The following is a 26,697-nucleotide window of genomic DNA, read 5'->3' as shown; positions in this document are numbered from 1 at the left end:
CCTAATCCCTGAGGCTGCGGAACCGTGCCACATCAATGGAGGCGAAGGAATCGCTGATATGGTTGATGGCTATGCCCATAACAAAGACAGCCACGAAAACGTCCAGCAGGAGGGCCAGTTCAAACCACACCGTGCCGCCTGTCATGAGCGGCACACCCAGCAGAAAGATGCCGTTTTCCGCCACCAGATAGCCGATGACCTGGGTGATGGCCTTGATGCGCCCCACAATGAGGATAAATCCGCAGAATAATGTTGCCAGCCCTGTAGGCAACAGCAAGGGCGGGTAAAGCCCCAGCGGCATGACCAGCTTGCCGTCCAGCCAGATGGAAAATACCAGCCCGGCCATGCCTGCAAGCACGCCAAAACCCACGCGGCGGGCGGGGCAGATCAGGGCGTCGGCGGGCAGCCGTTTTTGGGTGCGCCACAAAAGACCGGGCAGCAACGCGCCCTTGATCAGCAATACGGCCCCGGCCAGCAGTGCGTGGTCAAGGCTCAGCAGCAGGGCCGCCAGCAGCAGCCCCTGAAAGGCTGTCAGGCGCGTCATGCCCGCAACGCGGCGCGTTCCGAGCAGCAGATAATTGCTCAATACCAGAAGGAAAAGACAGGATTGCAAAAGCGTGGTCATGGCAACCTCGCCTGGGTCAGAATAAGCGTGAGCATGCCCATGCCCGCTGCTGCGCCCAGCAGGTAGGGTACGCGCTCCATGCGCAGGCGGGCCATGATGGATTCCACAACGCCCACAACCACGGCCAGCAGCAGCACAATGCCAAGGCGCACGCCCAATTGCTCCCACAGGGGCAGCGCAGGAGTGATCAGGCCTGCTATCAGCGCGGCGAAAAACCATAGTTTGAGAGCAGCGCCGTAGAGTATCAGGGCCAGATTGGGGCCGGAATGGTCTAGCACCATGACCTCGTGGATCATGGTCAGTTCAAGGTGCGTGTTGGGGTCGTCCACCGGGATGCGGCAGTTTTCCACCAGCAGCAGCACAAAAAAGATCACGGGCAGGAGCAGCAGCTCGCCCTTGCCTGTCAGCCATGCCCCGGCGGTTTGCCCGCCAAACATGGTGGAGAGGCTGAAGGCCGTTTCCGTGCCGTGCCCAAGGCCGAGGCACAGACTCGTGAGCACCATGAGCGCAAGAAAAAATACGGGTTCCGCGAGGGCGGAGAATGTGGCCTCGCGGCTTGCGCCCATGCCTTCAAATGCCGAGCCTGTGTCCAGCGCGCCAAGCATGACGGCAAAGCGCCCCATGCCCAGCAGATAGGCTGCCAGCACAAAGTCGCCCGCAAAGGCCAGTGGCGAAACCGCGCCGCCGAGGGGCAGCAGGGCCAGCGCGCAGATTGCGCCTGCCAGGGATATGGAGGGGGCGGCTGCAAATATCCATGTGGATGTGCGGCTGATCACCTCGCCCTTGCGCAGCAGCTTGGCGATATCATAGTAGGTTTGCAGCACGGGCTTGCCGTGGCGTCCGGCAAATTTGGCCTTGACCCGGTTGATGATGCCGGGCAGCAGGGGGGCCAGAATCAGGGACAGGGCAAACTGTGTAAAATAGACTGCAAGCCCGGCTTTCATGAGTGCAGCCCCCACACAAGCAGAGCCACCAGTGTGGCGAGAATGTACAAAATATACAGGTGGATTTTGCCGTGCTGGATAACCTTGCAGGCGTTGCACAGGTTTTCCACCGCCGTAAACAGCGGTGTAAACAGGCCGCTGCGCAGGCGGTCGGGCGCGGTGACGCTCAGTTGTCCGCCCTTGGGGAACAGCCCTTCATCCAGTTGCAGGCGGGTCTTGAGGCCCATGACCGGAGCAAAAATTTTTGCCGTGGGCTCGGAGAAAGCCGCGTCCGTATACTGGATGCGGGCAGATCCGCCCTGAAAGCCGCAGCCCCATGTGGGCATGGATTCTACAGCGCGTTTTTTAAGCAGGCAGCGGCGGACAAAAAGGATAAACAGGGCCAGTCCAAGCCCGGCTCCGCCGATTTTTGCCACGGCTGCAAGGCTTGTATGCGCCTGAGCCAAGCCAGCCAGACCAGCCTGTTGAAATGCCGGAGGTAAGGGCAGGGCGCTTTGCGCCGCCCCTGCTGCCAGATCAAAAAAACAGGGGGCAGCCAGACCACCCGCCAGACACACAGCGGCGGGCAGGGCAAGGGGCCAGAGCGTGCGCCAGGAAAGCGGATGCACGCTGGCGGCAAAGCCGGAACGCGGCTCGCCCAGAAAGGCGATGCCGTAGGCCTTGGCGTACAGGGCTGCCGCAAGGCCGCTGATGCAGGCGAGGCCCGCCAGAGCAAGCAGCAAGCCCACCTGACGCTCCACGCCAAAAAGCGCGGGGCCGTCCAGCAGGGAAAGGCCCAGCACTAGCTCGCCCGCAAATCCGTTAAAAGGCGGCAGGCAGGCAATGGCCGCCGCACCTATGGCAAAGGCCGCGCCAAGGAGGGGCAAACGTTTTTGCAGCCCGCCCAGATGCTGCATGCGCACGGTTCCTGTGGCGTGCAGCACTTCGCCTGCGCACAGGAACAGCAGCCCCTTGAATGCAGAGTGGTTGAGCATGTGCAGCAGCGCGCCGGAAAATCCCAGTACAGCAATCCACGCATTGCCGCAGCTCTGGCCAATGAGCCCTGCACCCAGCCCCATGACCATCAGGCCCATGTTTTCCACGCTGGAATAGGCGAGCAGCCTTTTGAGGTTGCTTTGGGCCGTGGCTTTTAAAATTCCCATGAGGCCGGTGGCAAGACCCAGCAGAAGCAATGTCCAGCCCCACCATTCGGGTGCCGCGCCCGCAGGGGCCAGCATGCCCACGCTACGGATCATGCCGTAAAATCCTGCATTGATCATGGCCCCGGAGAGCAGGGCCGAAACATGGCTTGGCGCGGCAGGGTGCGCCTCGGGCAGCCATACGTGCAGGGGGGCAAGGCCCGCCTTGGCTCCAAAACCGACCAGAGCCAGCACAAACAGAGCCGTGAGCAGGCCGGGGCCGGAATAGGCTTGCGCCTGTTCAAGCACCCGCGCAAGCACAGCCCCGCCTTGCAGGGCGTCAAGCGAAGTGTCGCCCGTGACCTGCCACAGGAGGGTAAAGAAGGCCATGAGGGCCACAGCGCCCAGGTGGGCAGCCACAAGGTAGACCCATGAAGCGTCGCGCACCTTGCTGTCGCCGTCATTGAAATCAATAAGAAAGAAGGGCGCCAGCGACATGATTTCCCACGCCAGCATGAACAGCACGGCATCGCGCGCGGTCATTACCAGGGCAAGGCCGATCAGCAGCATATGAAAAAAGAACCAGTGCGCCGCAAGATTGTGGCGTTCCGGTTCTTCATGCCGCAGGGCAATGCCGCCCGAGGCGGCGCAGACAAAACCCAGACCAAACACTGGCAGCAAAAACAGGCGGCTCAGGGCATCCATGCCCAGGGCGCAGGAACCCACGGGCAAGGCCAGAGGCAGGCGCAGGCTCTCCTGCCCGGCCCATGGGCCGGAAGCAAGAGCGCACAAGCCGACAAAACAGCCCGCAAAGGCCCCGATAACGCCAGCCGCATTGGCCGCGCGTCCGGTTGCCTTTGAGGGCGGGCGCACGGCCAGCAGTGCGCACAGGGCGGCTGTTGCCGCCAATATGCCGATGGCCGTGATAAAAAGGAACATGACTGCCGGAATACCTACGCCAGGCCGTCTTTCAGCTGCTTTTCAAAGTAGGCGATGGTTTTTATCAGGCCTTCTTCAAGAGCTACTTTGGGTTCCCAGCCAAGCTTTTCGCGGGCCAGGGTAATGTCGGGCTTGCGTTGCTTGGGGTCATCGCAGGGCAGGGGTTCGTAAGAAATCACGGATTTGCTGCCGGTCATTTCCACGACCTTTTCGGCCAGTTCGCGGATGGTGAACTCGCCGGGGTTGCCCATGTTCATGGGGCCCACAAAATCATCGGGCGAGGCCATGAAGCGGATCATGCACTCCACAAGGTCGTCCACATAGCAGAAGGAGCGGGTCTGGGAGCCATCGCCGTAAATGGTGATGGCTTCGCCCTTGAGCGCCTGAATGATGAAGTTGGAGACCACGCGCCCATCGTTGGGGTGCATCTTGGGCCCGTAGGTATTGAAGATGCGTCCCACCTTGATGGGCAGGTTGCCTTGCCGCCAGTAGGCAAAGAACAGGGCTTCGGCGCAGCGCTTGCCTTCATCGTAGCAGGAGCGGATGCCGTTGGGGTTCACATGGCCCCAATAGCTTTCCTGCTGCGGATGTATCTCGGGGTCGCCGTACACTTCGCTGGTGGATGCCTGATAAATGCGCGCGCCAAGCCTCTTGGCCAGACCCAGCATATTGATGGCGCCGTGTACGCAGGTCTTGATGGTCTGCACCGGGTCGTGCTGATAATGGATGGGCGAGGCCGGGCAGGCCAGATTGTAAATTTCATCCACCTCTACATAGAGGGGAAATGTCACGTCGTGGCGGATAAGCTCAAACCTGCGGTTATCCATGAGCGCTTCCACGTTGGCGCGGGCGCTGGAAAAGAAATTGTCCACGCAGAGCACTTCGTGCCCTTCGTTGAGCAGGCGTTCGCACAGTTGCGAACCCAAAAAGCCGGAACCGCCGGTGACAAGAATGCGTTTGCGGAGATGCATGATTCCCCCGAAAAAAGTATAGGAAACCAGTAAAAACTGGCAAATCCCCCAAAGCATAGCCCCATTGTCCGGGCTTTGCAATGGCGGTTGGGTGTGGGGGTGTCTGCTGCCCGTGACTTGCCCCTTGCCTTTCGCCTGCGCCCGTTGCTATGTATCGGCCGCGAGGTAAGCCATGTCGAAAAAATCAGCCGTCCGCATTGATCCCCTGACTCTGGCCCTGCCCCTTGCCGGGGTGGACAGCCACGCGCACCTTGATGGTCAGGAATTTGATGCGGATCGCGATGCCGTGCTTGAACGCGCCCACGCGGCAGGTATTGCCCAGGTGGGCAACGTTTTTTTGGGGCCGGAAGAGTATCATGCCCGCCGGGCTTATTTTGATGCTCACCCCGAGGTGTTTTTTCTTATGGGCGTACACCCCTGCGATGGGCAGAAGTGTACGCAGGAGCGCCTTGCCGCCATGCGCGCCGCCTTTGCCGAAGATTCCCGGCTCAAGGCCGTGGGCGAAATCGGTCTGGATTTTTACTGGCCGGATTGCCCGAGGGAAATCCAGTATCAGGCCCTGCGCGATCAGCTTGCTCTGGCGCGCGCCGTGGAACGTCCGGTGGTCATTCACTGCCGCGATGCAGAGGAAGAAACACTCATGACGCTGGAGGCCGAGGGCTTTGCCGGGTATCCCCTCCTGTGGCACTGCTTTGGTCAGGGGCCGGAAACAGCGCGGCGCATCTTGAGCAACGGCTGGCACATATCCATTCCCGGCCCGGTCACGTACAAGGCCAATGAGGCCCTGCGCGAGGCCGTGGCTCTTATTCCCGCCGACCGTCTGTTGCTGGAAACCGACGCCCCCTATCTTGCGCCCCTGCCGTGGCGCGGTAAGCGCAACGAGCCTTCCTATACGGTGTTTACCGTGCGGGCCATGGCCGAAGCGCGGGGAGAAAACCCTGAAGATCTCTGGCGTACCTGCGGCGACAATGCCCGCCGGTTTTTCGGCCTTTCAGTGCAGGAATGATGCTGTGCTGACCCCGCCAGCCCCGCCCGCGCGGCTGGCCTTGCACGGGTCTGTTCTTGTGTCCACATGGCAGAAGTGATACCATGTCCAAAGCCGCTCGAAACGGTGGCTTGGTAATGTTTTTGATAAATATTTTCGGTGGTTGTCCGCGCTTGGTCCGGCCTGCCGCAGCGCATTGCAGCGGCAGGGCAGCCTTGGCGCGTCCTCTATAGCGTCAGCGCAAGCTGTTTGCCCAACTTCAAGGAGATTCCATGTCGGATCTGCGTACCCCCCTCACTGCCTGGCACGAGGCGCATGGCGCAAAAATGGCCCCCTTTGCCGGGTGGCTTATGCCCATCCAGTATGAGGGTATTATTGTCGAGCATCAGCACACCCGCCAGCATGCAGGTCTTTTTGACATCTGCCACATGGGCGAGTTCCTTATTGAAGGCCCCGGCGCGGACGAAGCCCTGAGCAAGGCCGTGAGCCACAATCTCCAGACCCTTGCCCCCGGCAAGTGCCGCTACGGCTTTTTGCTCAACGAAAAGGGCGGCGTGCTGGACGATGGCATCATCTACCGTTTCGGCCCTGATTCCTTCATGGCCGTGGTCAACGCCGCCTGCGCCGCCAACGACTTTGCCGTGCTGCGCGCCCGCCTGCCCCAAAGCGTCAAGATGACCGACATTTCCGCAGAAACCGGCAAGATCGACCTCCAGGGGCCGGAATCTCTGGACGTGCTCGAAAAGCTGCTGGCCCAGAATTTTCATGACCTCGGGTACTTTGGCTTTCGTGAAACCACCTGGCAGGGTTCGCCCCTGTTGGTGAGCCGCACCGGCTACACCGGCGAGCTGGGCTACGAGCTGTACATCGCCGCCTCTGAAGCCGAAGCTTTCTGGAACGCCCTGCTGGCTGACGAACGCGTCAAGCCTATAGGCCTTGGCGCGCGCGATACCCTGCGCCTTGAGGCTGGCCTGCCCCTGTACGGGCACGATCTGGACGAGAATCACAGCCCCGCCGAAGCCGGTATGGGCCGCATGATGACCAGCACCGCCGACTATGTGGGCCGCGAAGGCGCGCAGAACATTGCCGAAGTGCTGGTGCCCCTGCGCATTGATGGCCGCCGCGCCGCCCGTCACGGCGATGTGGTTGCCCTTGCTGACGGCACGGAAGTGGGCCACGTGACCAGCGGTTCGTTTGCGCCCTCGCTGGGCTATGTGATCGCTTTTGCCTGGGTCAAGGCCGCGCATGCCGGGGCCGAAAATTTTGTGGTTCGTGCCGCCAGAACGGAGCTGCCCGCCGCGCGGGTTGAAGCGCCGTTCTACACCGAAGGCACCGCGCGTAAAAAACTGGCCTGATACGGTCGTTGATCTGTGAGGGCCGCATCCCACGGCACCTCACTCAGAGCAGCGTAACTTTTATAACGATTGAACCCTATTTTTCAGGAGTTTGCACATGGCTACCAATCCCGCCGATATTCTGTACAGCACCAGCCACGAATGGACCCGCATTGAAGGGGACGAGGCCGTTATCGGCATCACCAGCTTTGCTCAGGAATCCCTTGGCGATATCACCTACGTGGAACTGCCCCCTGTGGGCGACCAGCTTTCTGAAGACAAGGAATTCGGCTCTGTGGAATCGGTCAAGGCCGCCAGCGACCTGATTTCTCCCGTTTCGGGCGAAGTGATAGCCGTGAACGAAGCTCTGGAAAACACCCCCGAGCTTTGCAACAGCGACCCCTTTGGCGAGGGCTGGATTGTGCGCGTCAAGCTGGCCCACAAGCCCGGCGGTCTGCTGGACGCGGCGGCTTACGAAGCTCATTGCGCCACCGAGAAACACTAGACAGGCATGCCGTTTGACGTGGGTAGCGCAGTTTAACCACGTTACCCTTGTATGATTTTGGGCTGCCTGCGCGCTGGCAAACTTTTGCACCGAGTGTGTAACAGCCTGAAATTTTTTCTTTCGCACCGGCTGGAGCCGCGCTGTACAACGGCGGGTTCCAGCCGGAGTCCCTTTCACAGCGGCTGCCGTCGCACAAGCGGTACAACGTGTCCGGCGGCAAGGAGCTAGTATGCCATACATTCCCCATACGCCGGAAGAGTTGCATGAAATGCTCTCCGTAGTTGGCGTGCGCAGTCTGGATGAGCTTTTTTCCGACATCCCGTCCAGCATGCGTCCCCAGAGCTTTGATCTGCCCAAGGGACAGAGCGAAGCCGCAGTCTGCGGACACTTTGAAGAGCTGGCAGCCAAAAACTGCCCCGGTCATGTGTCCTTTCTCGGCGCAGGCTTTTATAACCACGACATCCCCAAGGCTGTGGACGCGCTTTCTGGCCGCAGCGAATTTTACACCGCCTACACGCCCTATCAGGCAGAATGCTCGCAGGGCACCCTGCAGGCCATTTTTGAGTTCCAGACCGCCGTCAGCCGCCTGATGGAAATGGATTGCGGCAATGCCTCCGTGTATGACGGCGGCACCGCCATTTTTGAAGCCGCCATGATGGCTGTGCGCTCCACGCGCCGCCGCGTGCTGGTGGTGGACGAAGCCGTCAACCCCATCTGGCGCTCCATGCTGGAGGCCTATGTTTCGAGCCTTGATCTGGAAATCAGGATCGTACCCCAGCAGAATGGTTGCAGCGATATGGACGCCCTTATGGCTGCCACCGATGCTACATGCGCTGCCGTTATTGTGCAGAATCCCAACTTCTTCGGCGCAGTGGCGGACTACACGGCCCTGTTTGCCAAGGCCCGTTCCAACAAGGCCTTTGGCGTCATCTCCGTGTATCCGGTCATGCAGTCCGTGCTCAAAACCCCTGGCGAAATGGGGGCTGACGTGGCCGTGGCCGAAGGCCAGAGCCTTGGCATGAACCTCTCGTTCGGCGGCCCCTACCTCGGGCTCATGGCCTGCCGCAAGGAGCACATCCGCCAGTTCCCAGGCCGCATTGTGGGCCGCACCACCGATGTGGACGGCAAAACCGGCTACGTGCTGACCCTGCAAGCCCGCGAGCAGCACATCCGCCGCGCCAAGGCCACATCCAACATTTGCTCCAATCAGGCTCTCTGCGCCCTGCGCTCGCTCATCCACATGAGCCTGCTTGGCCCGCAGGGCCTCACCCGCGTGGCCGAAAACAACATGGCGCTTGCCCGCTACGCCGTTGAACGCCTTACCGGCCTCAAGGGCGTGGAACTGCTCAACAGCGCCCCCTACGGTTCGGAAGTGGCACTGCGCCTGCCCATGCCCGCCGCCGAAGTGGTCAAGGCCATGACGCAGAAGGGTGTTGTGCCCGGTTATCCGCTGGGCCATCATTATCCCGGCATGGAAAACGTGCTGCTGCTCTCGTGCACCGAGGCCAACAGCCGCACCCAGATAGACAAGCTGGCCGAAATCATGGGAGGTCTGCTGTGAAAACCATTTTCGCCAAATCCGTTTCCGGGCGCACCGCCTACTGCCTGAACAGCTCTGCCCCCAAGGCTGAGGCCATGTTGCCCGCAGACCTGCTGCGCAAAAAAGCTCCCCGTCTGCCCGAATGCTCGGAACTGGACGTGGTGCGCCACTTCACCCAGCTTTCGCAGCTCAACTACAGCGTGGATGCCAATTTTTACCCCCTTGGCTCCTGCACCATGAAGTACAATCCCAAGTTCATGGAATACGTGGCAGCACTGCCCGGCTTTACCCATCTGCACCCCATGATGGCCCAGCTTGAGGGCGGCGCCGACTGCGCCCAGGGCGCGCTGCAATGCCTGTATGAAGCCGAAAACCTGCTCTGCGAACTCACGGGCATGAAGGCCTTTACCTTCCAGCCCATGGCCGGGGCCAACGGCGAATTCACCGGCGTCAAGCTCATTGCCGCCTACCACAAGGCCAAGGGACGCAACCGCAAAAAGATGCTTATCCCCGATGCGGCCCACGGCACCAACCCTGCCTCCGCCGCCCTTGCCGGATTTGACACCATCAACATCGAATCGCGCGACGGCATGGTGGATCCCGAAGCCATTGTGGCTGCCATTGCCGAACACGGCGAAGATGTGGCGGGCCTCATGATGACCTGCCCCAACACCCTCGGCCTTATGGAAGTGCACTTGCCCCGCATCGTCGCCGAACTGCGCAAGGTCGATGCCCTGCTGTACTACGACGGCGCAAACATGAACGCCATCATGGGCAAGATGCGCATGGGCGACGTGGGCTTTGACGTGGTGCACCTCAACGTGCACAAAACCCTGGCCACCCCGCACGGCGGCGGCGGCCCCGGCGCTGGCCCCGTGGGCGTGAGCGACAAGCTTCTGCCCTTTATGCCCGCCCCGCGCGTGGCAAAGCACCCTGACGGGCGCTTCTTCCTCGATTACAACCTGCCGCAGACCATCGGCCCCATCGGCCCCTTCTACGGCAGCTTTGGCGTGGTTATCAAAGCCCTGGCCTACATGCTGCGCCTCGGCGGCGAAGGACTCACCCGCGCCTCTGAATACGCAGTGCTCAACGCCAACTACCTCAAGAAAAAGCTTGAGGACGTGCTGGAGATTCCCTTCAAGGATCGTTTCTGCGCGCACGAATTCGTGGCCTCCGCACCGCAGGGCCTGCGCGCTCTGGATATCGCCAAGGCCTTGCTGCAACGTGGCATTCATGCGCCCACCATCTACTTCCCGCTCATCGTGCACGAGTGCCTCATGGCCGAACCCACGGAAACGGAAAGCAAGGAAACCCTGGACGGTTACGTCGAAGCCCTGAAGGAGATCATCCGCACGGGCAAGGCTGATCCCCAGTCTCTTCAGGAGCTGCCCACCAACCTGCCCGTGCGCCGTCTGGATGAAACCGCCGCCGCGCGTCAGATGGTGCTGACGGAAGATATGGGGTAGTGGAATAAAGTTGGGGGAAGGGGCGCTTTTTGTAAAAAGCGCCCCTTCCCCACCCCCCCATCCCCGCAAAAACTTTTATAACGGGCCTTGGCTGACGCTGAGGCCTGTTTTTTCGTTGGGTGGGGGCGATTTTTTTTATTTGAATGCCCTTTGGGTACGATATTCCGCCCTCAGGCGGAGTTTGGGACGCCTGCGCGGCGCGCGTTTTCGCCTTCCCGGCGTGGGGCAAAGGGGGCCTGTTAGGGGCTGCGCCCCTCCTCGGCCCCCTCTGCACTCCCCCCGGAGCACCCCCTGAGGTTATCAGCTTCCACAAAAATGCGAGGGCAACGCGGCCATAGCTGCGGGAGCTTCCTTCACTCGCTGCACTCGTTCAGGTGATCTCCCTCCGCGCCGCGTAAATGCCATAGCCCGCTTTATCTCTGAGTCGGGCTCCGTTTCAACCAGCACTCGCAGTTAGCGTTGAAATTTAACAGTTGCGCGTAACTGGAACTCGGCTCAGCATCAGGAGCTGGTCGTGAAGTCGCCTTCCTTAGACTCGCCGGAGCGTAGCGGAGGCGATGGTTAGTGTTGGGCGAATTTGCAAAATACGGTTTTTGCGGCCTGACAAGGAACAATCCAGTTTTTAAGCGCAGCGTACTTGTGTACGTGAGCATTAAAAACTGGATTTTGACGCAGTCAGGCCAGAAAAGTCGGGTTTGCGTAAATCAGCCTGACAGGCTCCCCTATATCCCTAGGGTGCGGTTTTATATTCCTACGCCATCTCTTCAACCACTCCCGCAGCCAGCACGCGGCCTTCTTCGTCATAAACCGCTGCCACCTGTCCGGGAGCCGTGGGAAACTGCGGTTCAGCCAGCATAATGCGCAGACACGCATCCTCTACCTGCACGCTCGTGGGGCAGGGGCGCTGCCGATGCCGCAGCCGTACAAGCAACCTGTCGGGCCAAAGATGCGGCGGCAATGCGATATTGGCTGGCCCTGTCACGCAGGTGCGTATGCCCAGCAAAGCACGCGGCCCAACAACAAGGCTGTTGGTCGCGCTATTCTTGGTCAGCACAAAAAGCGGCTCAGTATGGGCAATGCCAAGGCCCTTGCGCTGCCCCTCCGTATAGCGCCACAGCCCTTTGTGTCGGGCTATTTCGCGCCTGTTGCCCGCAGCGTCCTGCAATAGCACTGGCCCCGGCCCCGGTGCGATGGTGCCCGCCGCCTGCCAGTGCCGCTCCAGAAATGGACGGTAGGCCTCGGCGGCAGACATGCCAGCCTGCGCTACTGGCGGGGCAAAACAGATGTCCTGGCTCTCGGACGGCAGGGGAACTGCCAGCCCTGCTGCCGCCACAATAGCGCGGGTTTGTTCCTTGCTCTGCCCGTAAAGCGGAAACAGGGCGTGGCTCAACCGTTGACGCGGCACAAGGCTGAGAAAATAGCTCTGATCCTTGGCGGCATCCGCAGCGACGGCAAGCAGAGGGAGGACTTTGGGATTTTCATCCTCGCCAGCCTCTGTTGGCGAATCCGGGCCGGGAACAAGGCGGGCGTAATGTCCTGTGGCAAGCTTGTCCGCACCGAGAGCCAGGGCGGTATCGAGCAGCACGCCAAACTTTATGGCCCGGTTGCAGTATGCGCAGGGGTTGGGTGTGCGCCCCTGCGCATAGGCAGCGGCAAAGGGGGTCAGCACTTCGCGCTGAAAGGCCTCGCGCAGGTCGGCCACATGCAGGGGAACCCCAAGAGTGGCGCAGGCTTCGGCCAGCCCTGCGGGGGCAACGGTTGGGCCGTCCGGCAAAAAAAGACCGTGCAGGGCCAAAACGCGAAAGCCCGCATTGTGCAGCATAACCACTGCGCACAGGCTGTCCACGCCGCCGCTCACGGCAACGGCCACTGTGGGGCTATGTATATGAGGGGCGTTCATGGGCTTGGTCACTCCCTTGTTGTTGTCGCCGTGGAGGGCGTAGCTGTTGACGCAGCACATAAGGGATGGCGGGAAAGAGGGAGGGGGAGGCATGACAGGAGGGAACCCTTGCGGGCAAAGGCCCCTCCTGCCCAAAAGCGTACTACAGAATCTGATTCAGGAACTGCCGCAGGCGCGGATGGCGGGGGGCAGTGAAAAGCATTTCAGGCTTGCCCATTTCCACAATCTGGCCCTGATCCATAAAGATGAGGCGGTCGGCGACCGTGCGCGCAAAGCCCATTTCGTGGGTTACGCAAACCATTGTCATGCCTTCTTCAGCCAGCTTCACCATAACGTCCAGCACTTCGCCCACCATTTCGGGGTCAAGAGCTGATGTCGGTTCGTCAAAGAGCATGATGGAGGGCTGCATGGCCAGGGCGCGCGCAATGGCAACACGCTGCTGCTGCCCACCCGAAAGCATGGCAGGGTACACATTGGCCTTGTCGCTGATGCCGACCTTTTTGAGAAGACCCAGGGCGCGGGCGTCAGCCTCCTCGCGCGAGAGCTTGCGCAGGTGGCGCGGGGCAAGAGTGAGGTTTTCCAGTACCGTCTTGTGCGGGAAAAGATTGAACTGCTGAAAAACCATGCCCAGATTCTGGCGCATCTCGTTGATGTTGTTCTCATCGCTCTGGATATCCTGACCCTGAACAATGATGCTGCCCTGGTCGATCTGTTCCAGCCTGTTGATGGAACGCAACAGGGTAGACTTGCCGGAGCCGGAAGGGCCGATAATAACCACACGTTCGCCGGGTGCGATATCCAGGCTCACATCCTGCAAGGCAGGCAGCGAACCAAAGTACTTCCAGACGTGATTGATGGAGATAATGGGGGCGGCGCTATTTTCCGTCATAGTAGTTCAGCCTGGATTCCATGATGCTCACAGCCTTGGAGAGCACAAGGGTGATAATGAGATAAATGATTGCCACCATGGTGTAGGTCTCAAAATACAGGTAGGTGGTGCCCACAAAGCTGCGCGCGCGTTGCATGATGTCCGGCACTGCCATGATGGATACAAGCGAGGTATCCTTGAGCATGGCGATGCATTCGTTGCCCACGGGGGGCAGAATGGTGCGCATGGCCTGGGGCAGCACCACAAGGCGCATGGTCTGATAGCGGTTGAAGCCCAGTGAACGCGCGGCTTCTGTCTGGCCCTTGTTGATGGCCGTGATGCCCGCACGGAACACTTCGCCCATGTAGGCGCCGTAGCAAAAACTGATGGCAACCACCGCAGAGGTGACGCCGCTCACCTGCACAAAGCGCGAGAGGGCGTAGTAGATGTAAAAAATCTGCACCAGCAGGGGGATGCCGCGTATCACTTCCACATAGGTGGAAGCGATGAGATTTATGAGACGGTTGTCTGAAATGCGACCAAGACCTGTGAGCAAGCCAAGCGGCACTGCACAGCAGATGGAAAGCATGGTGATCTTGAATGTGATCAGTATGCCGTCCGGCAGGTAAAGCAGAATGCGCAGGTATGGCTCGGGCCAGAGCGTGCAGAGCGTGAACAGGGTGCCGAGCGCGCCCACAAGGGCGATAGACCATGCGTTTATCAGGCGCCATTCACGCGGGTCGGGGATGGACGCGCCATCCGTGACCATAATGATGTTGCCTTTGCTTCCATCTTTTTTATCGTGCATCGCAGTCCTTCATGACAAGGCGTTTGAGGCTGGCGGCAGGCAACGGCTGGGCCGTGCCGGGATGCCGCGGGTTATAACGGGCTGGCCCTGTGGTGTAAGGCATTGCCCTGGTTTATGCAATGGCTTCCGGACAAAAGTCCGGAAGCCACCAAAATATCACGAAAAAAGGCAAATTACTTGGAAGCGCCCATCCACTTCTGGAGCAACTGGGCTTCCACGCCGGAGGCTTTCACGTCCTTGATGCCCTTGTTCAGCTTTTCCACCAGGTCCTTGCGGCCCTTGCGCACGGTAAAGCCGTAGTATTCCTTTTCTTCTGTCTTGAAGGAAATGTTCAGCTTGCCAGCGGTGTCGGCCTTTTTGTTGACGTAGTAGAGCGCAACCGGATCATCGCAGATAACGGCGTCAAGGCGGCCGCCCAGCATGTCCTGGATGGCAAGGCCCACATCGTCGTATTCCTTGAGGTCAACAGTCACGCCAGCCTTGCGGATAACAAACACGCCGGTGGTGCCGATCTGGCCGCCGACCTTCTTGCCCTTGAGGTCAGCCAGGCTCTTGATGCTCTTGCCAGCGGGCAGCACTACGGCCTGGGCAACTTCATAATAAGGATCAGAGAAGTCAAACTGCTTCTGGCGTTCTTCGGTGATAGTGGTGGCGGCAGCCACGATGTCGTACTGTCCGGTGGCTACGCCGCCGAAAATGCCGTCCCAGGCGATGTTGCGCACATCAACCTCAAAACCGGCGGCCTTGCCAACGGCAGTGATGAAGTCCACATCAAAGCCAATGGGCTGCTTGTTGGCGTCCAGCATTTCCATGGGGGGCCAGGTGCAGTCGGTGGCCACAATGAATTTTTCAGCAGCCATGGCCTGGCCGCACAAAAGGGAAACGGCAACCAGGGCCAGCAACAGACGACGGATCATGTCCACTCCTTAAAATACGGCGGGGCGCCCAGGACAAGCCCGAACGCCCCGCGAAAACGGAACGTTAGTTGGATTTACCAAGCCACTTTTCAGCAATTTTGCGGTCTTCGCCAGAAGCCTTCACAGCGGCAATGCCCTTGTTCAGCTTTTCCACCAGGTCTTTGCGGCCCTTGCGGACGGTGAAGCCATAGTATTCCTTTTCGTCGGCCTTGAACGAAATGTTCAGCTTGCCGGCGGTGTCAGGCTTTTTGTTCACATAGTACATGGCAACGGGATCATCGCAGATAACGGCGTCAAGACGGCCGCCCACGAGATCCTGAATGGCCAGGCCCACATCGTCATATTCCTTGATATCCGCGTTGACATTGGCCTTGCGCATAACAAAGATGCCGGTGGTGCCGATCTGGCCGCCGACCTTCTTGCCCTTGAGGTCGGCCAGGGTCTTGATGCTCTTGCCAGCGGGCAGCACCACGGCCTGAACCACTTCATAGTAAGGAGCGGAGAAGTCAAACTGCTTTTCACGCTCGGGGGTAATGGTCACCGAGGAAGCCACGATGTCGTACTGTCCGGTGGCCACACCGCCAAAAATGCCGTCCCACGCGATGTTGCGCACTTCAACCTCAAAGCCTGCGGCTTTGCCCATGGCGCGGAGGTAGTCAGTGGAGAAGCCTTCAGGCTGCTTGTTGGCGTCCAGCATTTCCATGGGGGGCCATGTGCAGTCGCTGGCCACAATGAATTTTTCGGCGGCAGCCGCCGGCCCGCAGAGCAGGGCAAGGGTAATCAGGGCAAGAATAACACGGCGAAACATAGGACCTCCTAACCAGGTTTTATGATTCAGGCCCGCCGCTGTATGCGTCATGGGGGACGCCTGCGCCGTAATCATGTGGCCGTAATCACTGAAAACGGCTACAGGCTGCGGCGGTCCGTGGTTCGCCGGTAAGCGCGGGGTGCACCAGTAGAGCGGGCTACCAACCAGAAAAGAGCGTCTCACTTTTTAGCGTTGGCGGCTCCCGGCGTCAAGCGCTTCGGGCCGTTGGGGCGACAGTTTGCGGGTATTTACCACGCATTTCCGGGGGCTGGGCCTTCGTCTTCGTCGTCAGGGTTTTTTTCGGGGGCGGAAGGCGCTGCGTGCGCGGTGCGGGCAATGGGGGGTGTGGGCACTACAGCAATGGGCTGGTCGTCCACTTCATCGGCGCGCTCGTCGCGCAGGGCCTGCTGCAAAAACCAGTCTTCGCGGATGCGCCAGGATGCCGCAGCCGTGTATGCGGGTGAAGAATAGCCCACAGAAAGCACCAAGGTGCGGCGGGCATGTTCCTGCAAGCGGATGAGCAGGGGGGTAAAGTCCGCATCGCCGGAAAGAATGATGAATTCGTCAAAGTGGGTGGAGTGGGAGAGGTCGTCCATGCAGTCCATCACCAGATGGATATCTGTGCTGGTCTTGCCGCGGGTGGTCAGCGGCGGGCAGTCCACCACCTGAAATGCGCTGCGGATGAAGGGGTTACGGTATTCCTGATAGCGCTGGGGGTTCAGGTAGCACATGCGCTTGAGGATGCGGCGGCGCACGCCTTCGCCGTAAAGAATGCGCAGCGCATGGTTTTCAATCCAGCGCACCCACCGGTATGGAACAGAGCCAAAGGCCCTGGCCGCCTCGGGGTCAATTTCAAGAAAGCGGGTGTAAATATTGTCGAAGTCAACGTAAAGTGCACTGAATACTTCGTCAAAACCGGTAAATCTGGCCATATTATACCTCAATGGTGAAATAATTTATCGCAAAAGTATATTTTGCCTGTTTCCCTAATGCAAGGACTTTACTGCTACTTGAATTTATGCCCGCCAACGGATACATCTTGCGCCATAATCTGTATCCAAACAAAGGGCGCATGCGCAGTGCTGAATATATTTAATGAAGCAAAAAAACGGGGTTTGCACGTACGGGAGCGCCTGCTTTGCGCACGGCGCAATCCGTCAGATGTGCAGTGGAGCCGTTGCCTTTTCTGGTCGTTCTGGATTTCGCTGGCCTCCTTTCCCATAGGGTACGGCGCGCGTGAGGTCTTGCCAGTCATCTGCTTTATTTTTCTGTTGCTCTTTTATCGCTACAACTGGACAGAAAGCGTTTTGCACAGGCTTGATGCGCGCCCGCTTTTTTATTGCCTGTGGGCCATGATCGGCATTGGCGTGTTTTTTTCAGAGAACATATGGACTTCGCTTCTTCACGCGGGCACAGGCATCAACAAGGGTTTTATTCTGCCGTTCATCGGCATGGAATGCGTGCGGAGCGAAAAAGACCTGCGCCGCCTTGTGTGGGCCTGCGTGCTGGCCTGCTTCTGGGAAGGGCTGGATGGCCTGCATCAGGCGCTGACCGGCACGGATTTCATCATGGGCTACGCCCTTAATGCGGGCAGGCTCACGGGGAGCCTCGGCGATTATACTGTGGGCAACTACATAGCCCTGGCGCTCATTCCTGCCTTTTCCCTCTGGTTTATCCTGCGCCGTGCCCTCTCGCCTGCGGCTTCGGCCCTGCTGTGGTTTGCAACGCTCTGGCCCGCGTTTTTTTTGCTGATTGGCGCAAGCAGCCGCAGCGGCGCGCTGGCCGTGGCTGTTTCCTTTGGTTTGTGGGTTCTGCTGCGCGGAGGCCGTGGACGCTTCAAGCTGGCCGTGGGCTCGCTGGGCATTCTGCTGGCTGTGCTCGTGCTACAGGGGCGGGCCGGGCTGGGCGCGGTGGAGAGCGATGGCCGCTGGAGCCTGTGGCATCTGGCATGGCAGGTGTTTTGCGAGCATCCCTGGCTGGGAGCCGGTGCGGGCCGTTATAATGAGGCCTTCCGCGCGCTCGGCCTTACGCCTGAAAAAGACGTTATCACCATCAGCCATCCGCACAACCTTTATCTGGATATGCTGTACGCGCATGGTATTGTTGGCTTTGTGCTGGGCATGATTTTTCTGCTGGGCTTCATATGGTGGGGCTACAAGCGTATACGCCCGCGCCTGCTGGCAGAGCTTGAAAGCAAAAGCCCCAGCAACTACTGGCGTATGACCGCCTGGTTCTGGATCGGTTTTGGCGGCTGGCTGGTCAACGGCATCTTTGGGCATGATTTTTACCGCATCTGGTGGCTGGGGCTTGCCATGAGCCACCTTGGGGTCATGATCGGGGCTGTGGTCAACGGGCAGGATGCCGCACCCGAAGACCTGGCCGAGCAGGCGCGTCAGGATGAAGCCGCAGCGGTGAGCAAAACATTTTTTTAAATAACGGCATACGAGCAAAAGATAATGCGGTTACGCGCACAGGGTGCGCGTAACCGCAAAACTTTTTTACAATCCTTGTGGGGAAGCCTTACTGATCGGTAAAGTCTTCCGCGCTGGTCTGCTGCCCGCCATGAGAGCGCAGCATTTCGAGCGCCTGCTCCTTGGTGAGCACGCGGCCCACGCACCGGGCGTGCTGGCGCTTGTTTTCAGGGCAATAGCCCATCTGCACGCAGCTTGGGCCTGCACCGGCAAAGAGGTCGGGCGCGGCCTTGCGGCAAAGGCGCAGCATCTGCCACGCCAGATGCCGTATTTCTTGCTGGGCATTGCGGCAGCAGCGGATGGCAAACCAGTCGAGCAGGGCGTGGGCATTCATGCCGATGATGGCCTTGAATTCCGTGGCCTGAGGCTTCAGGTAGCGCAAATCTTCTTCTGGCAGGCCCGCGTCAAGGCCAGCATCATACCACTGCCGTGAAATGTCAGCCAGATCGTGCCCGCTGAGGGTTGCCGTGTGCCCGTCGGGCAGGGTCACCTGCGCGGAAAATTCGGCCACGCTGCGCGGATACACTACGGAATAACGGCGTTTGCCGCCCAGTTCCGCCCGTCCGGATTTTATGAGGTACGAGGCCAGCCGCTTGCGCACAAGCTGGGTTTCTGTAACGCGCGAATAGCCCTCAACGCCAAAGAGAAAAAAGTCGAATTCAAGCGCGGCCCGGTGGCCGGAATCGAGAATATTCTGCACGATCTGGCGCGAGTAGGGCGAGGCCACAATTTCTTCCAGATCGCGCTCGCTGCGCACAAATCGGGCGGCGATATCCGTGTAGATTTTTCCGCCGCCTGCCAGCAGCACAACCTTGCCGTTGCCAGTGTATTTTTCGTCAAGCATGGATCTCCGCCTCACATCTAGAGCATTTGACACTTGAAATGCCCGCTTACGGCAGGCAAAGCCTGCCTGCGTTCATTTCGTGGCAAGGATTTTCAGGAAAATCCTTGCAGAGCAGTTAACGCATTTCATGGGTTAGCTGCTCTCAGGTCTGTAAAACAGAGGCAGACTATAGGGCAAAGCACCTCTGCGGGCAAGGTTGCGGGCCGCGCCGCGCAAAGCGCGGATAAACCGAAAAAGGCCCGCCCTGAGCGGGTATTTGGGGCGGCATCTTGACATGGCGCGGGCAACACGCCAGAGTGACGGAGTTTTTTGAGATGCCGCCGCCGGATGGCCTTTCATAGGCTGAAACCAGCGCAGGCCGCAGATATTTGCAGAAACCCAGCATGAAGAAGGAGATCGCATGAGCCAGCATTCCGCCCCTTACGGCATTCCTGACAGCAAGGGCTTTTTTGGGGCCTATGGCGGGCAGTTCGTACCCGAGCCTCTCAAGGCCCGTCTGGACGAAGTGGCTGAAGCCATGAAGGCCGCCGAGGCGGATCCGTCCTTCCAGAAAGAGCTGGATTATCTTTGCTCCCACTACACGGGGCGGCCCAATCCGGTATTCCACTGCGCCAACCTGAGCCGTCACCTTGGCGGCGCGCAGATATGGCTCAAGCGCGAAGACCTCAACCATCTGGGCGCGCACAAGATCAACAATACCCTTGGGCAGTGCCTGCTGGCAAAGCGCATGGGCAAAAAGCGCGTTATTGCAGAAACCGGCGCAGGCCAGCACGGTGTCGCCACTGCGGCCACAGCGGCCCTGATGGGGCTGGAATGCACCATCTGCATGGGTGAAGTGGATATTGAACGCCAGCACCTCAATGTCATCCGCATGGAGATGCTTGGCTCGCGCGTGGTGGCTGCCAAGAGCGGCCAGCGCACCCTCAAGGAAGCTGTGGACGAAGCTCTGGGCATGTGGATTGAAGACCCGGAAATGTTCTATGTGCTGGGTTCTGCCGTTGGCCCGCATCCGTATCCTTATATGGTGCGCGTTTTTCAGTCTGTGGTGGGGCGCGAGGCCCGCGCCCAGATGATGGCCGAAACTGGCCGCCTGCCCGATGCCTGCCTTGGTTGCGTGGGCGGCGGTTCCAACGCCATCGGCCTGTTCGCGGGCTTTCTTGACGATGCGGACGTGCGCCTTTTGGGCGTGGAACCCGGAGGCCGTGGCAACAGCTACGGCGAACATGCCGCATCCCTCTGCCTGGGCGAACCCGGCGTCATGCACGGTTTCAATTCCTATATGATCAAGGACCCTGCGGGCGAGGCGGGCGAAGTGTATTCCATTTCCGCCGGGCTTGATTATCCCTCTGTGGGGCCGGAGCATGCCCTGCTCAAGGATATGGGCCGCGCCGAATACGTCAGCGTGACAGACAAGGAAGCCCTGGACGCATTTTTTGCCCTTTCGCGGCATGAAGGCATCATCCCGGCGCTGGAATCTTCCCACGCGCTGGCCCACGCCATGAAGATGGCCCCCGCCATGCCTGTGGACGGTATCTTGCTGGTGAACCTCTCTGGCCGTGGCGACAAGGACGTGGCCCAGGTGGCCGAAATGATGCAGAAGGGTCTGATTTAGGGCAATTCTTTAAATTGCTCTGGCGGCTGCGCGAGCAAGCGCCCGCCAGTTTTTCAGGAGGAGCGCGGGGGATGGAAGCCTTTTGGCTTTTTCCCCCGCACTTGCTTTTTTTCTTTAACTCACCATTCTTTTGTCATGCAGAAGCCCGAATCATCCAGCATTCCCCTTACTCCCGGCGTTTACCTATACAAGGACGCCAAGGGCCGCATTATCTATGTGGGCAAGGCGCGCGTGCTGCGCCGCCGGGTGCTCTCCTATTTTCGGCCAGAAGGCCTGCCCGCCAAAACGCGGGCCATGCTTTCGCATGCCGAGAGCATCGAGTACCTGACCACGACCACGGAAAAAGAGGCCCTGCTGCTGGAAGCCAGTTGCATCAAAAAGCACAGGCCGCACTACAACATCGTGCTGCGCGACGACAAGCAGTACGTGCTTTTTCGCATCAATCCCAAGCATCCCTTTCCCCGGCTGGAAATCGTGCGGCAGGCGCGGCGGGACGGCGCGCGCTATTTCGGCCCGTTCACGTCTGCTCTGGCGGCGCGCGAAACGTGGAAGCTCATCCACCGCGCCTTTGCCCTGCGGCGCTGCACCGACAAGGCCATGAAAAACCGTGTGCGCCCCTGCCTGTATCATTTTATGGGGCAATGCCCGGCGCCCTGCATGGGCATGGTGACATCGCAGGAATACAACGAAAACGTGCGCAAGGTGACGGATCTGCTCCAGGGGCGCTCTGCCGAGCTGCTTGGCGGGCTGCGCGCCGCCATGGAACAGGCCGCCGAAGAACTGGAATTTGAAAGGGCCGCCAGCCTGCGCGACCAGATCCGCGCTGTGGAAAGCACGGTTGAACGGCAGGCCGCCGTGCTGCCCGGCGGCGGCGACATGGACGTGGTGGGCCTGTTTTCTGCGGACAAGGGGCTGGCGCTGGGGCTTATCTTTGTGCGCAACGGGGCCGTGACGGACGGACGGGCTTTTTACTGGTCGGGCCTGACTTTTGAAGACGCGCCGGAGCTTTTGTGGTCGTTCATGGGGCAGTATTACAGCCAGGCCACGCCGCCCCCGCGCATCCTGCTGCCCTGGATCCCCGCCGATCAGGAAGAGGAGCAGGGGGAAGAGGGCGAGAAGGCGGCAGCCGAAACCGGGCAGGCAGCCGAAAGCGGCGCATCAACCCGCGAGACTCTGGAGCAGACTCTTGCCGATCGCCGGGGCGGAGCCGTGCGCATTGTGCCGCCGCAAAATGCGGGCGACAACCAGCTCATAGACCTTGCGCAGTCCAACGCGCGGGAGGAAGCCCGCCGTCAGGAACAGAAAACTGATCAGAATATTCTGGAGCGTCTGGCAAAAGCTTTGCACCTGCCCGGCCCGCCCATGCGCATTGAATGCGTGGACGTGTCCCACACCGGCGGGCAACAGACCCGCGTGGGCATGGTTGTTTTTGAGGACGGCAAGCCCGAACGTTCGCAGTACCGGGCCTATGCCATGCCCGACAGCGGGGATGACTACGCCACCCTGTATGCCTGGGTGGCGCGCAGGCTTGAGAGCGGCCCGCCGTGGCCGGATTTGCTGCTCATAGACGGCGGGCGCGGGCAGCTCGGCTCCGTGCAGCGCGCCCTGCGCGAGGCAGGGCAGGAAGACCTTTTCGCCCTCGCGGCCATTGCCAAGGCCAGGGATGAAGAGGGGCATGCCGACCGTCGCGCTGGCAATGTGGCTGACAGAATTTTTGTGCCCAACCGCGCAAATCCGCTGCCCCTGCGCGAGGGCGGCCCGGAACTGCTGTTTTTGCAGAACGTGCGCGACAACACCCACCGTTTTGCCATTGGCCGACACCGCAGGGCGCGGCAGGGAGCAGCACTGTCCGGCGAGCTGATGCGCCTGCCGGGTATAGGCCCTGCCACGGCGCGTTTGTTGTGGGATAACTTTGGCAGCGTTGAGGCCATGCGGGCCGCAGGGGTGGAGGATTTGTGCAAGATTCCCGGCATCGGCCCCGCCAAGGCCGCTCTGCTGCGCGAAAAGCTGCGCGGTCTGGACTGATTGCCGCCGTGCGTCACTGACGACTGCTCACAAAAAAGCCCCGAAAGGGGCTTTTTGCATATATGAGCGCGCTGCGGCGAGGGGCCTTATTTGCCCCAGAGCAGCATCAGGGGGTGCGCAGGCTGGAGTTCTTCAATGGGGATTTCCACCTTCTGCGCGCCAGCCATGCCAGGGGCCACCTGATAGGGCTGAAAGTTTATGCGTATGCCCGAGGGCGTCAGGGTCAGGCTGGCGAAGTTTTCCGGCACGGGATTAAGGCCTGTGCGCAGGTACTGCTCCTGACGCATGCCGCCGAGGCGCTGGAAAAGTTCCCTGCGCGACCATGCGGACATGATGGCAAGGGCCGCGTCCGGATCTTCAAAAATATCCACCAGCCCAAGGCGCTGGCCTGTCAGCAGGCTGTAGTTCAGGGTCATGATGTCCAGATTGCCCTGTGCGCCGCCCGTGTAGGTCCAGACTTCAAAGGTGATGCTCAGCGCCTTGTCTGAAGGATGGCTTAGAGAGTAGGAACACCACAGTTCGGGAACCGGGCGGTTTTCATCCGGGTACAGACCGGGCGAATTGAAGGTTTCTTCAAAGGCGTTGGCAATGCCCGTGGCCCATTCGCGGATATTGGCGTCCACTGCGCGAATACCCAGCGAGGGATAGCTGAGATTGATATCCGGCTTGTCTTCCCGGTTGGTGCGCACGATCTGGTGTTCAATGATGCCAGGGCGGCGAGAACCGGAAATAATGGCTGCCGCAGTCTTTTCGTCGGCTTTTTCCACGGCTCCCGGCGCTGGCGCGACATCTGCCGAGGCAGGGGGGGCTTTGTCCGCATTGGCCTGGTGCTGAGGGGGCTGGCCTGCGCCCGCATTGGGGTCGGCAGCGGCCAGCGAAGTGGGAGGCGCGCCCGCGGAATCCTTGCGGGCCGGTATTACTTTTATGCCCTGGACTGGAGTTTCAGCTTTCAGTGATCCCGCTGCCTGCACTTCGGGCAGACGGGCGGCAAGGGCGGCTTGCGCGCATGCCAGCAGCGGCAAAAGCAGAAGCAGAAAAAAGACTAAGCGGGGCATATTCATCCATTGTAGCGGCCAGAAAAGTCTGGCCGACGGGGTTTTGCGGCAAAGCCCGCATGTGCTGGCAGAGGAACACATGCGGGCGGTAAATACAATAGCTTTAAACCTTGAATCCTTCACGCAGGCGCAGAAGGCCGCGCCAGTTTCTGAGCAGCAGCACTGCCGCCAGCACCAGATACACCTGCGCAAAGAAATAGTGCAGGCGTAAAGGATCGTGCGCAAGCCCCAGCAGGGCTTCAACCTGGGTGTCATAGAGCGGCGAGAGCAACTGGGCTGCAAACAGGATGAACAGCCACAGGGCCTCGCGTACATGCAGGCGCAGATCCACCAGCAGGGCCACGGCAAAAAGAGACTGCCCGGCGGTCAGTAGTATTTCCTGAAACTGGTGAGTGTCAAGGTTTATGGAAGGCGAAAGCGAGCCGGATGACGCGGCGTAGACGCCGGGGATCATGCCCACAAGCAGGGTCCACTGGTTGAGCTTGGACGAAAGCAGGCTGCCCAGGGCCAGCGAAGCATTGCCCCGTGCGGCAAACATGAGGGCAATGATGAATTCGGGCGACTCCGAGGCAAGAGGCGCAAGCCACTGCACCAGCAAAAATTCGTTGATGCCCAGCAGTTTTCCGCTGGCAACCAGGCTTTCGCTGAAGGGTTCGGCATTGCACAGAATGACCAGCGCCGAAAAAAGGAAAATAAGAATAACGCTGCGCAGGCGTACCTTTTTGGCAAAGTGGGCCAGCAGGGCTGCGGGGCCTTCGGGTTCTTCCTCTTCCACGGGTCTGCGGGCGATAATGCAGATGTACCAGATGTAGATGCCCAGCAGCACTACGCCGTCAACCCAGGTCAGCGAACCCTTGAGCGGAATAAACAGGGCGTAAATGGTTGCCAGCCCGAGAAAGAGCACGTCTGTGCGTTTGTCGTCCGGCAGGGAAACTCCCGTATGAAACCGTCTGGCAAAAACAAGCACAATGGACGACCAGCCCACGCCGATGAGCAGCCTGTTGGCCCCGGTCATGTTGGCAATGGCGTAGTGGGAGTAGGCGCTCTCGGGGTGCTGGCCCGCCATCCAGGTAAAGTACATGTCCACGGCGTATTCGGGCAGCACGGCGATAAAAGCCACAACAGCCACGGCTACAGCCTGAGGAATGTCCATCTGGGCGACTTCGCACGCCCAGGTGAGCAGAAAGGATGCGCCCAGAATGGCCATGCCCGAGAGCAGGGCCACCAGAAGCGGCGAAACGTCAGGGTGCAGAAAACGCAGCCCAATGCCTGGCAGGGTCATACCCACGGCAATGATGTAGGGGCGCAGTGCGCGAATGGTCATGCTGTTCTCCTTAAAAATAAAAAAGACCTTGGCGATGTAACGCCAAGGTCTCACTAATCGGCTATACCGACGGCGACACCAGGCCATGAGGCCATGCTGTTGATGTCGCCAGGGTTTCAAGAACCCAGTTACTCCCCTTGAGCCGCCAAAGTAGACGTTGTTCATTGTGCTGTCAACAACATCGCCAGGCGCTCAGTGGCTCGCAGCGCTGCAAAATCAGGGGCACAGGCTTTGCGGCCCGAACCCTGCGCCGCAATGTTGCAAGAAGGCAGGCGGCACTTGCCAGTATGGGTGCCTGCGGCTAAAGTGACGGTGAATTATGTGCCGGTGTTACCGGTCAGCCTAGGAGCTTTTTGTGAATATTACTTGCCCGCGTTGCGGTTTCAGCCGCGAATTGCCCGCCGATCGTCTGCCTTCCAAGGCAGTTATAGCCACATGCCCGCACTGCGCCTGCCGGTTCCGTCTGGTTCCCGGCGTCGGGGTCATGGATGTTTTGTCCGAGCCGGAACACCCCGTTGAAAATCCTGCGCACAGCGGTGATTCCGAAGCCGCCGATGCGCGGCCCGAAAATTTGGGTGCGGAACAGCATGGGCGGGGAGCCTGGCAGTCGGGCGATGATGATCCATTGCCCCCTGGGGCCATCGTTCCCGGTCATTCCGTGCAGAAACCCTCATGTGCCGACGACGAGCGGGGCGAGAGCCGTGAACCCGCGCAAAAGCCGCAATCTGGCAGAAAATTTCCTCAGGCGGATACTGGGGAAGAAAGGCATATAGGTAATCTGTGGGGGCTGCTGGGCGGCAAAAATATTTTTGGTCAGCGTGACGATAAGGGCAGTGAAAAACGCGCTGGCGACCGGGATGACGACAATCAGCAGAAACGCAACTCGCAGCGCGGGCTTTTTGGCTCGGCTGACGATGATGCTGATGACAGCCGTAATGCCAGCGCCGCCTATGCGCGTGAATCCTCGCGTTTTGAAAACGACCGCGAAGACAATCAGGACGATGGGCAGCACGGCCCAGCAAATCCCTGGGATGCCGCGCCTGAGCCGGATGGCTGGATATCCGCCTTTTATCACACCTGCATGCGGGTCATGTTTGGCGCGCACAACTTCTTTGCCCATATGCGGGCGGAATCCTCGCAGGTGCGGCCGTTGGTGTTCTATCTGATCATCAGCGTCATTCAGGTTATTATTGAAAGGGTGTGGTCGGGCATCTTTCTTTCGCTCATGGCCCCCAGCGCCGCTTCTGACCCCGAGCTGGAAAAAATGCTCATCCTGCTTTCGCCCCAGCTCAGCCTGCCCATGACCATCCTGATCAAAACCGGCGTTTCTGTGGTGCAGCTCTACGTGCTGTCGGCGCTGATGCATTTTACCTATGGCTTCATAACGGGCAAAAGGCCCGAATTCTCGCTGGTGTTTCAGGTGGCGGCCTATGCGGCAGCACCCTCGCTTTTGTGCGTGGTGCCCCTGCTGGGCTCCATTGTGGGCTTTATCTGGATGATCGCCTGCGTCCTTGTTGGGTGCCGCACGGTTCTTAATCTTACGTGGCCGCAGACCTTCATGGGCTTTGCCCCTGTAGTGCTGCTGCTCGCGCCGCTGTTGCTGCAGGTGATGAAGGCTGCCCAATTCTGAGGATTGCC

Annotated in this window: 22 protein-coding genes; 9 read left to right on the top strand and 13 right to left on the bottom strand. The window is 59.9% G+C overall.

Annotated elements, in window-relative coordinates; genetic code table 11:
• Position 1: 1 nt before the first annotated feature.
• The 4 genes from ACUZ9Q_RS11155 to ACUZ9Q_RS11140 are packed head-to-tail and all read right to left on the bottom strand — an operon-like array spanning position 2 to position 4,597.
• Positions 2–625 (bottom strand): hydrogenase-4 component E, encoded by a 624-nt coding sequence (locus tag ACUZ9Q_RS11155; protein ID WP_192113372.1) that lies wholly within the window; start codon positions 623–625, stop codon positions 2–4.
• The gene (locus ACUZ9Q_RS11150) at positions 622–1,569 is read right to left on the bottom strand and encodes a respiratory chain complex I subunit 1 family protein (protein ID WP_192113373.1); all 948 of its coding nucleotides are present in this window, start codon (positions 1,567–1,569) and stop codon (positions 622–624) included. The genes ACUZ9Q_RS11155 and ACUZ9Q_RS11150 overlap by 4 nt, the downstream gene beginning before the upstream one ends.
• Positions 1,566–3,626 (bottom strand): proton-conducting transporter transmembrane domain-containing protein, encoded by a 2,061-nt coding sequence (locus tag ACUZ9Q_RS11145; RefSeq protein ID WP_227119462.1) that lies wholly within the window; start codon positions 3,624–3,626, stop codon positions 1,566–1,568. The genes ACUZ9Q_RS11150 and ACUZ9Q_RS11145 overlap by 4 nt, the downstream gene beginning before the upstream one ends.
• A gap of 14 nt (positions 3,627–3,640) precedes the next feature.
• A complete protein-coding gene (locus ACUZ9Q_RS11140) occupies positions 3,641–4,597 on the bottom strand; it encodes a UDP-glucuronic acid decarboxylase family protein (RefSeq protein WP_192113375.1) in 957 nt (318 codons plus the stop codon).
• A 172-nt stretch (positions 4,598–4,769) separates the two neighbouring features.
• On the opposite strand from ACUZ9Q_RS11140, the gene ACUZ9Q_RS11135 reads away from it, so the two are divergent.
• The 5 genes from ACUZ9Q_RS11135 to gcvPB all read left to right on the top strand — a co-directional run bounded on the left by ACUZ9Q_RS11135 (position 4,770) and on the right by gcvPB (position 10,427).
• Positions 4,770–5,603, top strand: a complete 834-nt coding sequence (locus ACUZ9Q_RS11135; RefSeq protein ID WP_215648054.1) for a TatD family hydrolase — start codon at positions 4,770–4,772, stop codon at positions 5,601–5,603.
• 251 nt (positions 5,604–5,854) lie between these two features.
• Positions 5,855–6,937 (top strand): glycine cleavage system aminomethyltransferase GcvT, encoded by a 1,083-nt coding sequence (gcvT, locus tag ACUZ9Q_RS11130; protein WP_323389806.1) that lies wholly within the window; start codon positions 5,855–5,857, stop codon positions 6,935–6,937.
• Positions 6,938–7,034: 97 nt separating this feature from the next.
• Complete coding sequence (gene gcvH / locus ACUZ9Q_RS11125; protein ID WP_022659599.1) at positions 7,035–7,421, top strand: glycine cleavage system protein GcvH; 387 nt, start codon at positions 7,035–7,037, stop codon at positions 7,419–7,421.
• A 229-nt stretch (positions 7,422–7,650) separates the two neighbouring features.
• On the top strand, positions 7,651–8,982 hold the full coding sequence (gcvPA, locus tag ACUZ9Q_RS11120) for an aminomethyl-transferring glycine dehydrogenase subunit GcvPA (RefSeq protein WP_449247891.1): 1,332 nt from the start codon (positions 7,651–7,653) through the stop codon (positions 8,980–8,982).
• Positions 8,979–10,427, top strand: coding sequence for an aminomethyl-transferring glycine dehydrogenase subunit GcvPB (gene gcvPB, locus ACUZ9Q_RS11115; RefSeq protein WP_227119465.1), 1,449 nt, complete (start codon positions 8,979–8,981; stop codon positions 10,425–10,427). The genes gcvPA and gcvPB overlap by 4 nt, the downstream gene beginning before the upstream one ends.
• Positions 10,428–11,178: 751 nt before the next feature.
• On the opposite strand, the gene ACUZ9Q_RS11110 is transcribed toward gcvPB, so the two are convergent.
• The 6 genes from ACUZ9Q_RS11110 to ACUZ9Q_RS11085 all read right to left on the bottom strand — a co-directional run bounded on the left by ACUZ9Q_RS11110 (position 11,179) and on the right by ACUZ9Q_RS11085 (position 16,660).
• Positions 11,179–12,420 carry a tRNA-specific 2-thiouridylase gene (locus ACUZ9Q_RS11110; protein WP_449247890.1) on the bottom strand — a complete coding sequence of 414 codons (1,242 nt, stop codon included), beginning with the start codon at positions 12,418–12,420 and terminating at the stop codon, positions 11,179–11,181.
• 49 nt (positions 12,421–12,469) lie between these two features.
• Positions 12,470–13,216, bottom strand: coding sequence for an amino acid ABC transporter ATP-binding protein (locus ACUZ9Q_RS11105; RefSeq protein WP_022659603.1), 747 nt, complete (start codon positions 13,214–13,216; stop codon positions 12,470–12,472).
• On the bottom strand, positions 13,203–14,003 hold the full coding sequence (locus ACUZ9Q_RS11100; protein ID WP_192113380.1) for an amino acid ABC transporter permease: 801 nt from the start codon (positions 14,001–14,003) through the stop codon (positions 13,203–13,205). The genes ACUZ9Q_RS11105 and ACUZ9Q_RS11100 overlap by 14 nt, the downstream gene beginning before the upstream one ends.
• A gap of 173 nt (positions 14,004–14,176) precedes the next feature.
• Positions 14,177–14,920 carry a basic amino acid ABC transporter substrate-binding protein gene (locus ACUZ9Q_RS11095; protein WP_227119241.1) on the bottom strand — a complete coding sequence of 248 codons (744 nt, stop codon included), beginning with the start codon at positions 14,918–14,920 and terminating at the stop codon, positions 14,177–14,179.
• A gap of 64 nt (positions 14,921–14,984) precedes the next feature.
• Positions 14,985–15,728, bottom strand: coding sequence for a basic amino acid ABC transporter substrate-binding protein (locus tag ACUZ9Q_RS11090; protein WP_215648050.1), 744 nt, complete (start codon positions 15,726–15,728; stop codon positions 14,985–14,987).
• A gap of 248 nt (positions 15,729–15,976) precedes the next feature.
• Entirely contained in the window at positions 15,977–16,660 is a 684-nt protein-coding gene (locus tag ACUZ9Q_RS11085; RefSeq protein WP_192113383.1) for an NYN domain-containing protein, read from the bottom strand.
• 231 nt (positions 16,661–16,891) lie between these two features.
• Between ACUZ9Q_RS11085 and ACUZ9Q_RS11080 the strand changes: the two genes are divergently transcribed.
• Complete coding sequence (locus tag ACUZ9Q_RS11080) at positions 16,892–18,160, top strand: O-antigen ligase family protein (protein WP_449247889.1); 1,269 nt, start codon at positions 16,892–16,894, stop codon at positions 18,158–18,160.
• A gap of 88 nt (positions 18,161–18,248) precedes the next feature.
• Here ACUZ9Q_RS11080 and thyX read toward each other — a convergent pair whose 3' ends face one another.
• On the bottom strand, positions 18,249–19,043 hold the full coding sequence (thyX, locus tag ACUZ9Q_RS11075) for an FAD-dependent thymidylate synthase (protein ID WP_449247888.1): 795 nt from the start codon (positions 19,041–19,043) through the stop codon (positions 18,249–18,251).
• Between the two features lie 400 nt (positions 19,044–19,443).
• On the opposite strand from thyX, the gene trpB reads away from it, so the two are divergent.
• Complete coding sequence (gene trpB, locus ACUZ9Q_RS11070; protein ID WP_215648048.1) at positions 19,444–20,655, top strand: tryptophan synthase subunit beta; 1,212 nt, start codon at positions 19,444–19,446, stop codon at positions 20,653–20,655.
• 135 nt (positions 20,656–20,790) lie between these two features.
• Positions 20,791–22,680: an excinuclease ABC subunit UvrC gene (gene uvrC / locus ACUZ9Q_RS11065; RefSeq protein WP_192113387.1), complete on the top strand. Its 1,890-nt coding sequence runs from the start codon at positions 20,791–20,793 to the stop codon at positions 22,678–22,680.
• 86 nt (positions 22,681–22,766) lie between these two features.
• Here uvrC and ACUZ9Q_RS11060 read toward each other — a convergent pair whose 3' ends face one another.
• Positions 22,767–23,735, bottom strand: a complete 969-nt coding sequence (locus tag ACUZ9Q_RS11060) for a DUF3298 domain-containing protein (RefSeq protein ID WP_449247887.1) — start codon at positions 23,733–23,735, stop codon at positions 22,767–22,769.
• A 103-nt stretch (positions 23,736–23,838) separates the two neighbouring features.
• Positions 23,839–25,059, bottom strand: a complete 1,221-nt coding sequence (locus ACUZ9Q_RS11055) for a sodium:calcium antiporter (protein WP_192113389.1) — start codon at positions 25,057–25,059, stop codon at positions 23,839–23,841.
• Between the two features lie 355 nt (positions 25,060–25,414).
• Between ACUZ9Q_RS11055 and ACUZ9Q_RS11050 the strand changes: the two genes are divergently transcribed.
• The gene (locus ACUZ9Q_RS11050; protein WP_192113390.1) at positions 25,415–26,689 is read left to right on the top strand and encodes a YIP1 family protein; all 1,275 of its coding nucleotides are present in this window, start codon (positions 25,415–25,417) and stop codon (positions 26,687–26,689) included.
• Positions 26,690–26,697: the final 8 nt, after the last annotated feature.

Source organism: Desulfovibrio desulfopostgatei, from assembly GCF_053570645.1.
This window is presented reverse-complemented; position numbering and strand designations above follow the sequence as displayed.

Excerpts from the sequence above, each read along its gene's own strand:
- ACUZ9Q_RS11090 (WP_215648050.1), bottom strand. The coding sequence starts at position 15,728 with ATGTTTCGCCGTGTTATTCTTGCCCTGATTACCCTTGCCCTGCTCTGC.
- ACUZ9Q_RS11145 (WP_227119462.1), bottom strand. The coding sequence starts at position 3,626 with ATGTTCCTTTTTATCACGGCCATCGGCATATTGGCGGCAACAGCCGCC.
- ACUZ9Q_RS11155 (WP_192113372.1), bottom strand. The coding sequence starts at position 625 with ATGACCACGCTTTTGCAATCCTGTCTTTTCCTTCTGGTATTGAGCAAT.
- ACUZ9Q_RS11110 (WP_449247890.1), bottom strand. The coding sequence starts at position 12,420 with ATGCCTCCCCCTCCCTCTTTCCCGCCATCCCTTATGTGCTGCGTCAAC.
- ACUZ9Q_RS11085 (WP_192113383.1), bottom strand. The coding sequence starts at position 16,660 with ATGGCCAGATTTACCGGTTTTGACGAAGTATTCAGTGCACTTTACGTT.
- uvrC (WP_192113387.1), top strand. The coding sequence starts at position 20,791 with ATGCAGAAGCCCGAATCATCCAGCATTCCCCTTACTCCCGGCGTTTAC.
- ACUZ9Q_RS11060 (WP_449247887.1), bottom strand. The coding sequence starts at position 23,735 with ATGCCCCGCTTAGTCTTTTTTCTGCTTCTGCTTTTGCCGCTGCTGGCA.
- ACUZ9Q_RS11105 (WP_022659603.1), bottom strand. The coding sequence starts at position 13,216 with ATGACGGAAAATAGCGCCGCCCCCATTATCTCCATCAATCACGTCTGG.
- ACUZ9Q_RS11150 (WP_192113373.1), bottom strand. The coding sequence starts at position 1,569 with ATGAAAGCCGGGCTTGCAGTCTATTTTACACAGTTTGCCCTGTCCCTG.
- thyX (WP_449247888.1), bottom strand. The coding sequence starts at position 19,043 with ATGCTTGACGAAAAATACACTGGCAACGGCAAGGTTGTGCTGCTGGCA.
- trpB (WP_215648048.1), top strand. The coding sequence starts at position 19,444 with ATGAGCCAGCATTCCGCCCCTTACGGCATTCCTGACAGCAAGGGCTTT.
- ACUZ9Q_RS11095 (WP_227119241.1), bottom strand. The coding sequence starts at position 14,920 with ATGATCCGTCGTCTGTTGCTGGCCCTGGTTGCCGTTTCCCTTTTGTGC.
- ACUZ9Q_RS11055 (WP_192113389.1), bottom strand. The coding sequence starts at position 25,059 with ATGACCATTCGCGCACTGCGCCCCTACATCATTGCCGTGGGTATGACC.
- ACUZ9Q_RS11100 (WP_192113380.1), bottom strand. The coding sequence starts at position 14,003 with ATGCACGATAAAAAAGATGGAAGCAAAGGCAACATCATTATGGTCACG.
- ACUZ9Q_RS11140 (WP_192113375.1), bottom strand. The coding sequence starts at position 4,597 with ATGCATCTCCGCAAACGCATTCTTGTCACCGGCGGTTCCGGCTTTTTG.
- gcvT (WP_323389806.1), top strand. The coding sequence starts at position 5,855 with ATGTCGGATCTGCGTACCCCCCTCACTGCCTGGCACGAGGCGCATGGC.
- gcvH (WP_022659599.1), top strand. The coding sequence starts at position 7,035 with ATGGCTACCAATCCCGCCGATATTCTGTACAGCACCAGCCACGAATGG.
- gcvPA (WP_449247891.1), top strand. The coding sequence starts at position 7,651 with ATGCCATACATTCCCCATACGCCGGAAGAGTTGCATGAAATGCTCTCC.
- ACUZ9Q_RS11135 (WP_215648054.1), top strand. The coding sequence starts at position 4,770 with ATGTCGAAAAAATCAGCCGTCCGCATTGATCCCCTGACTCTGGCCCTG.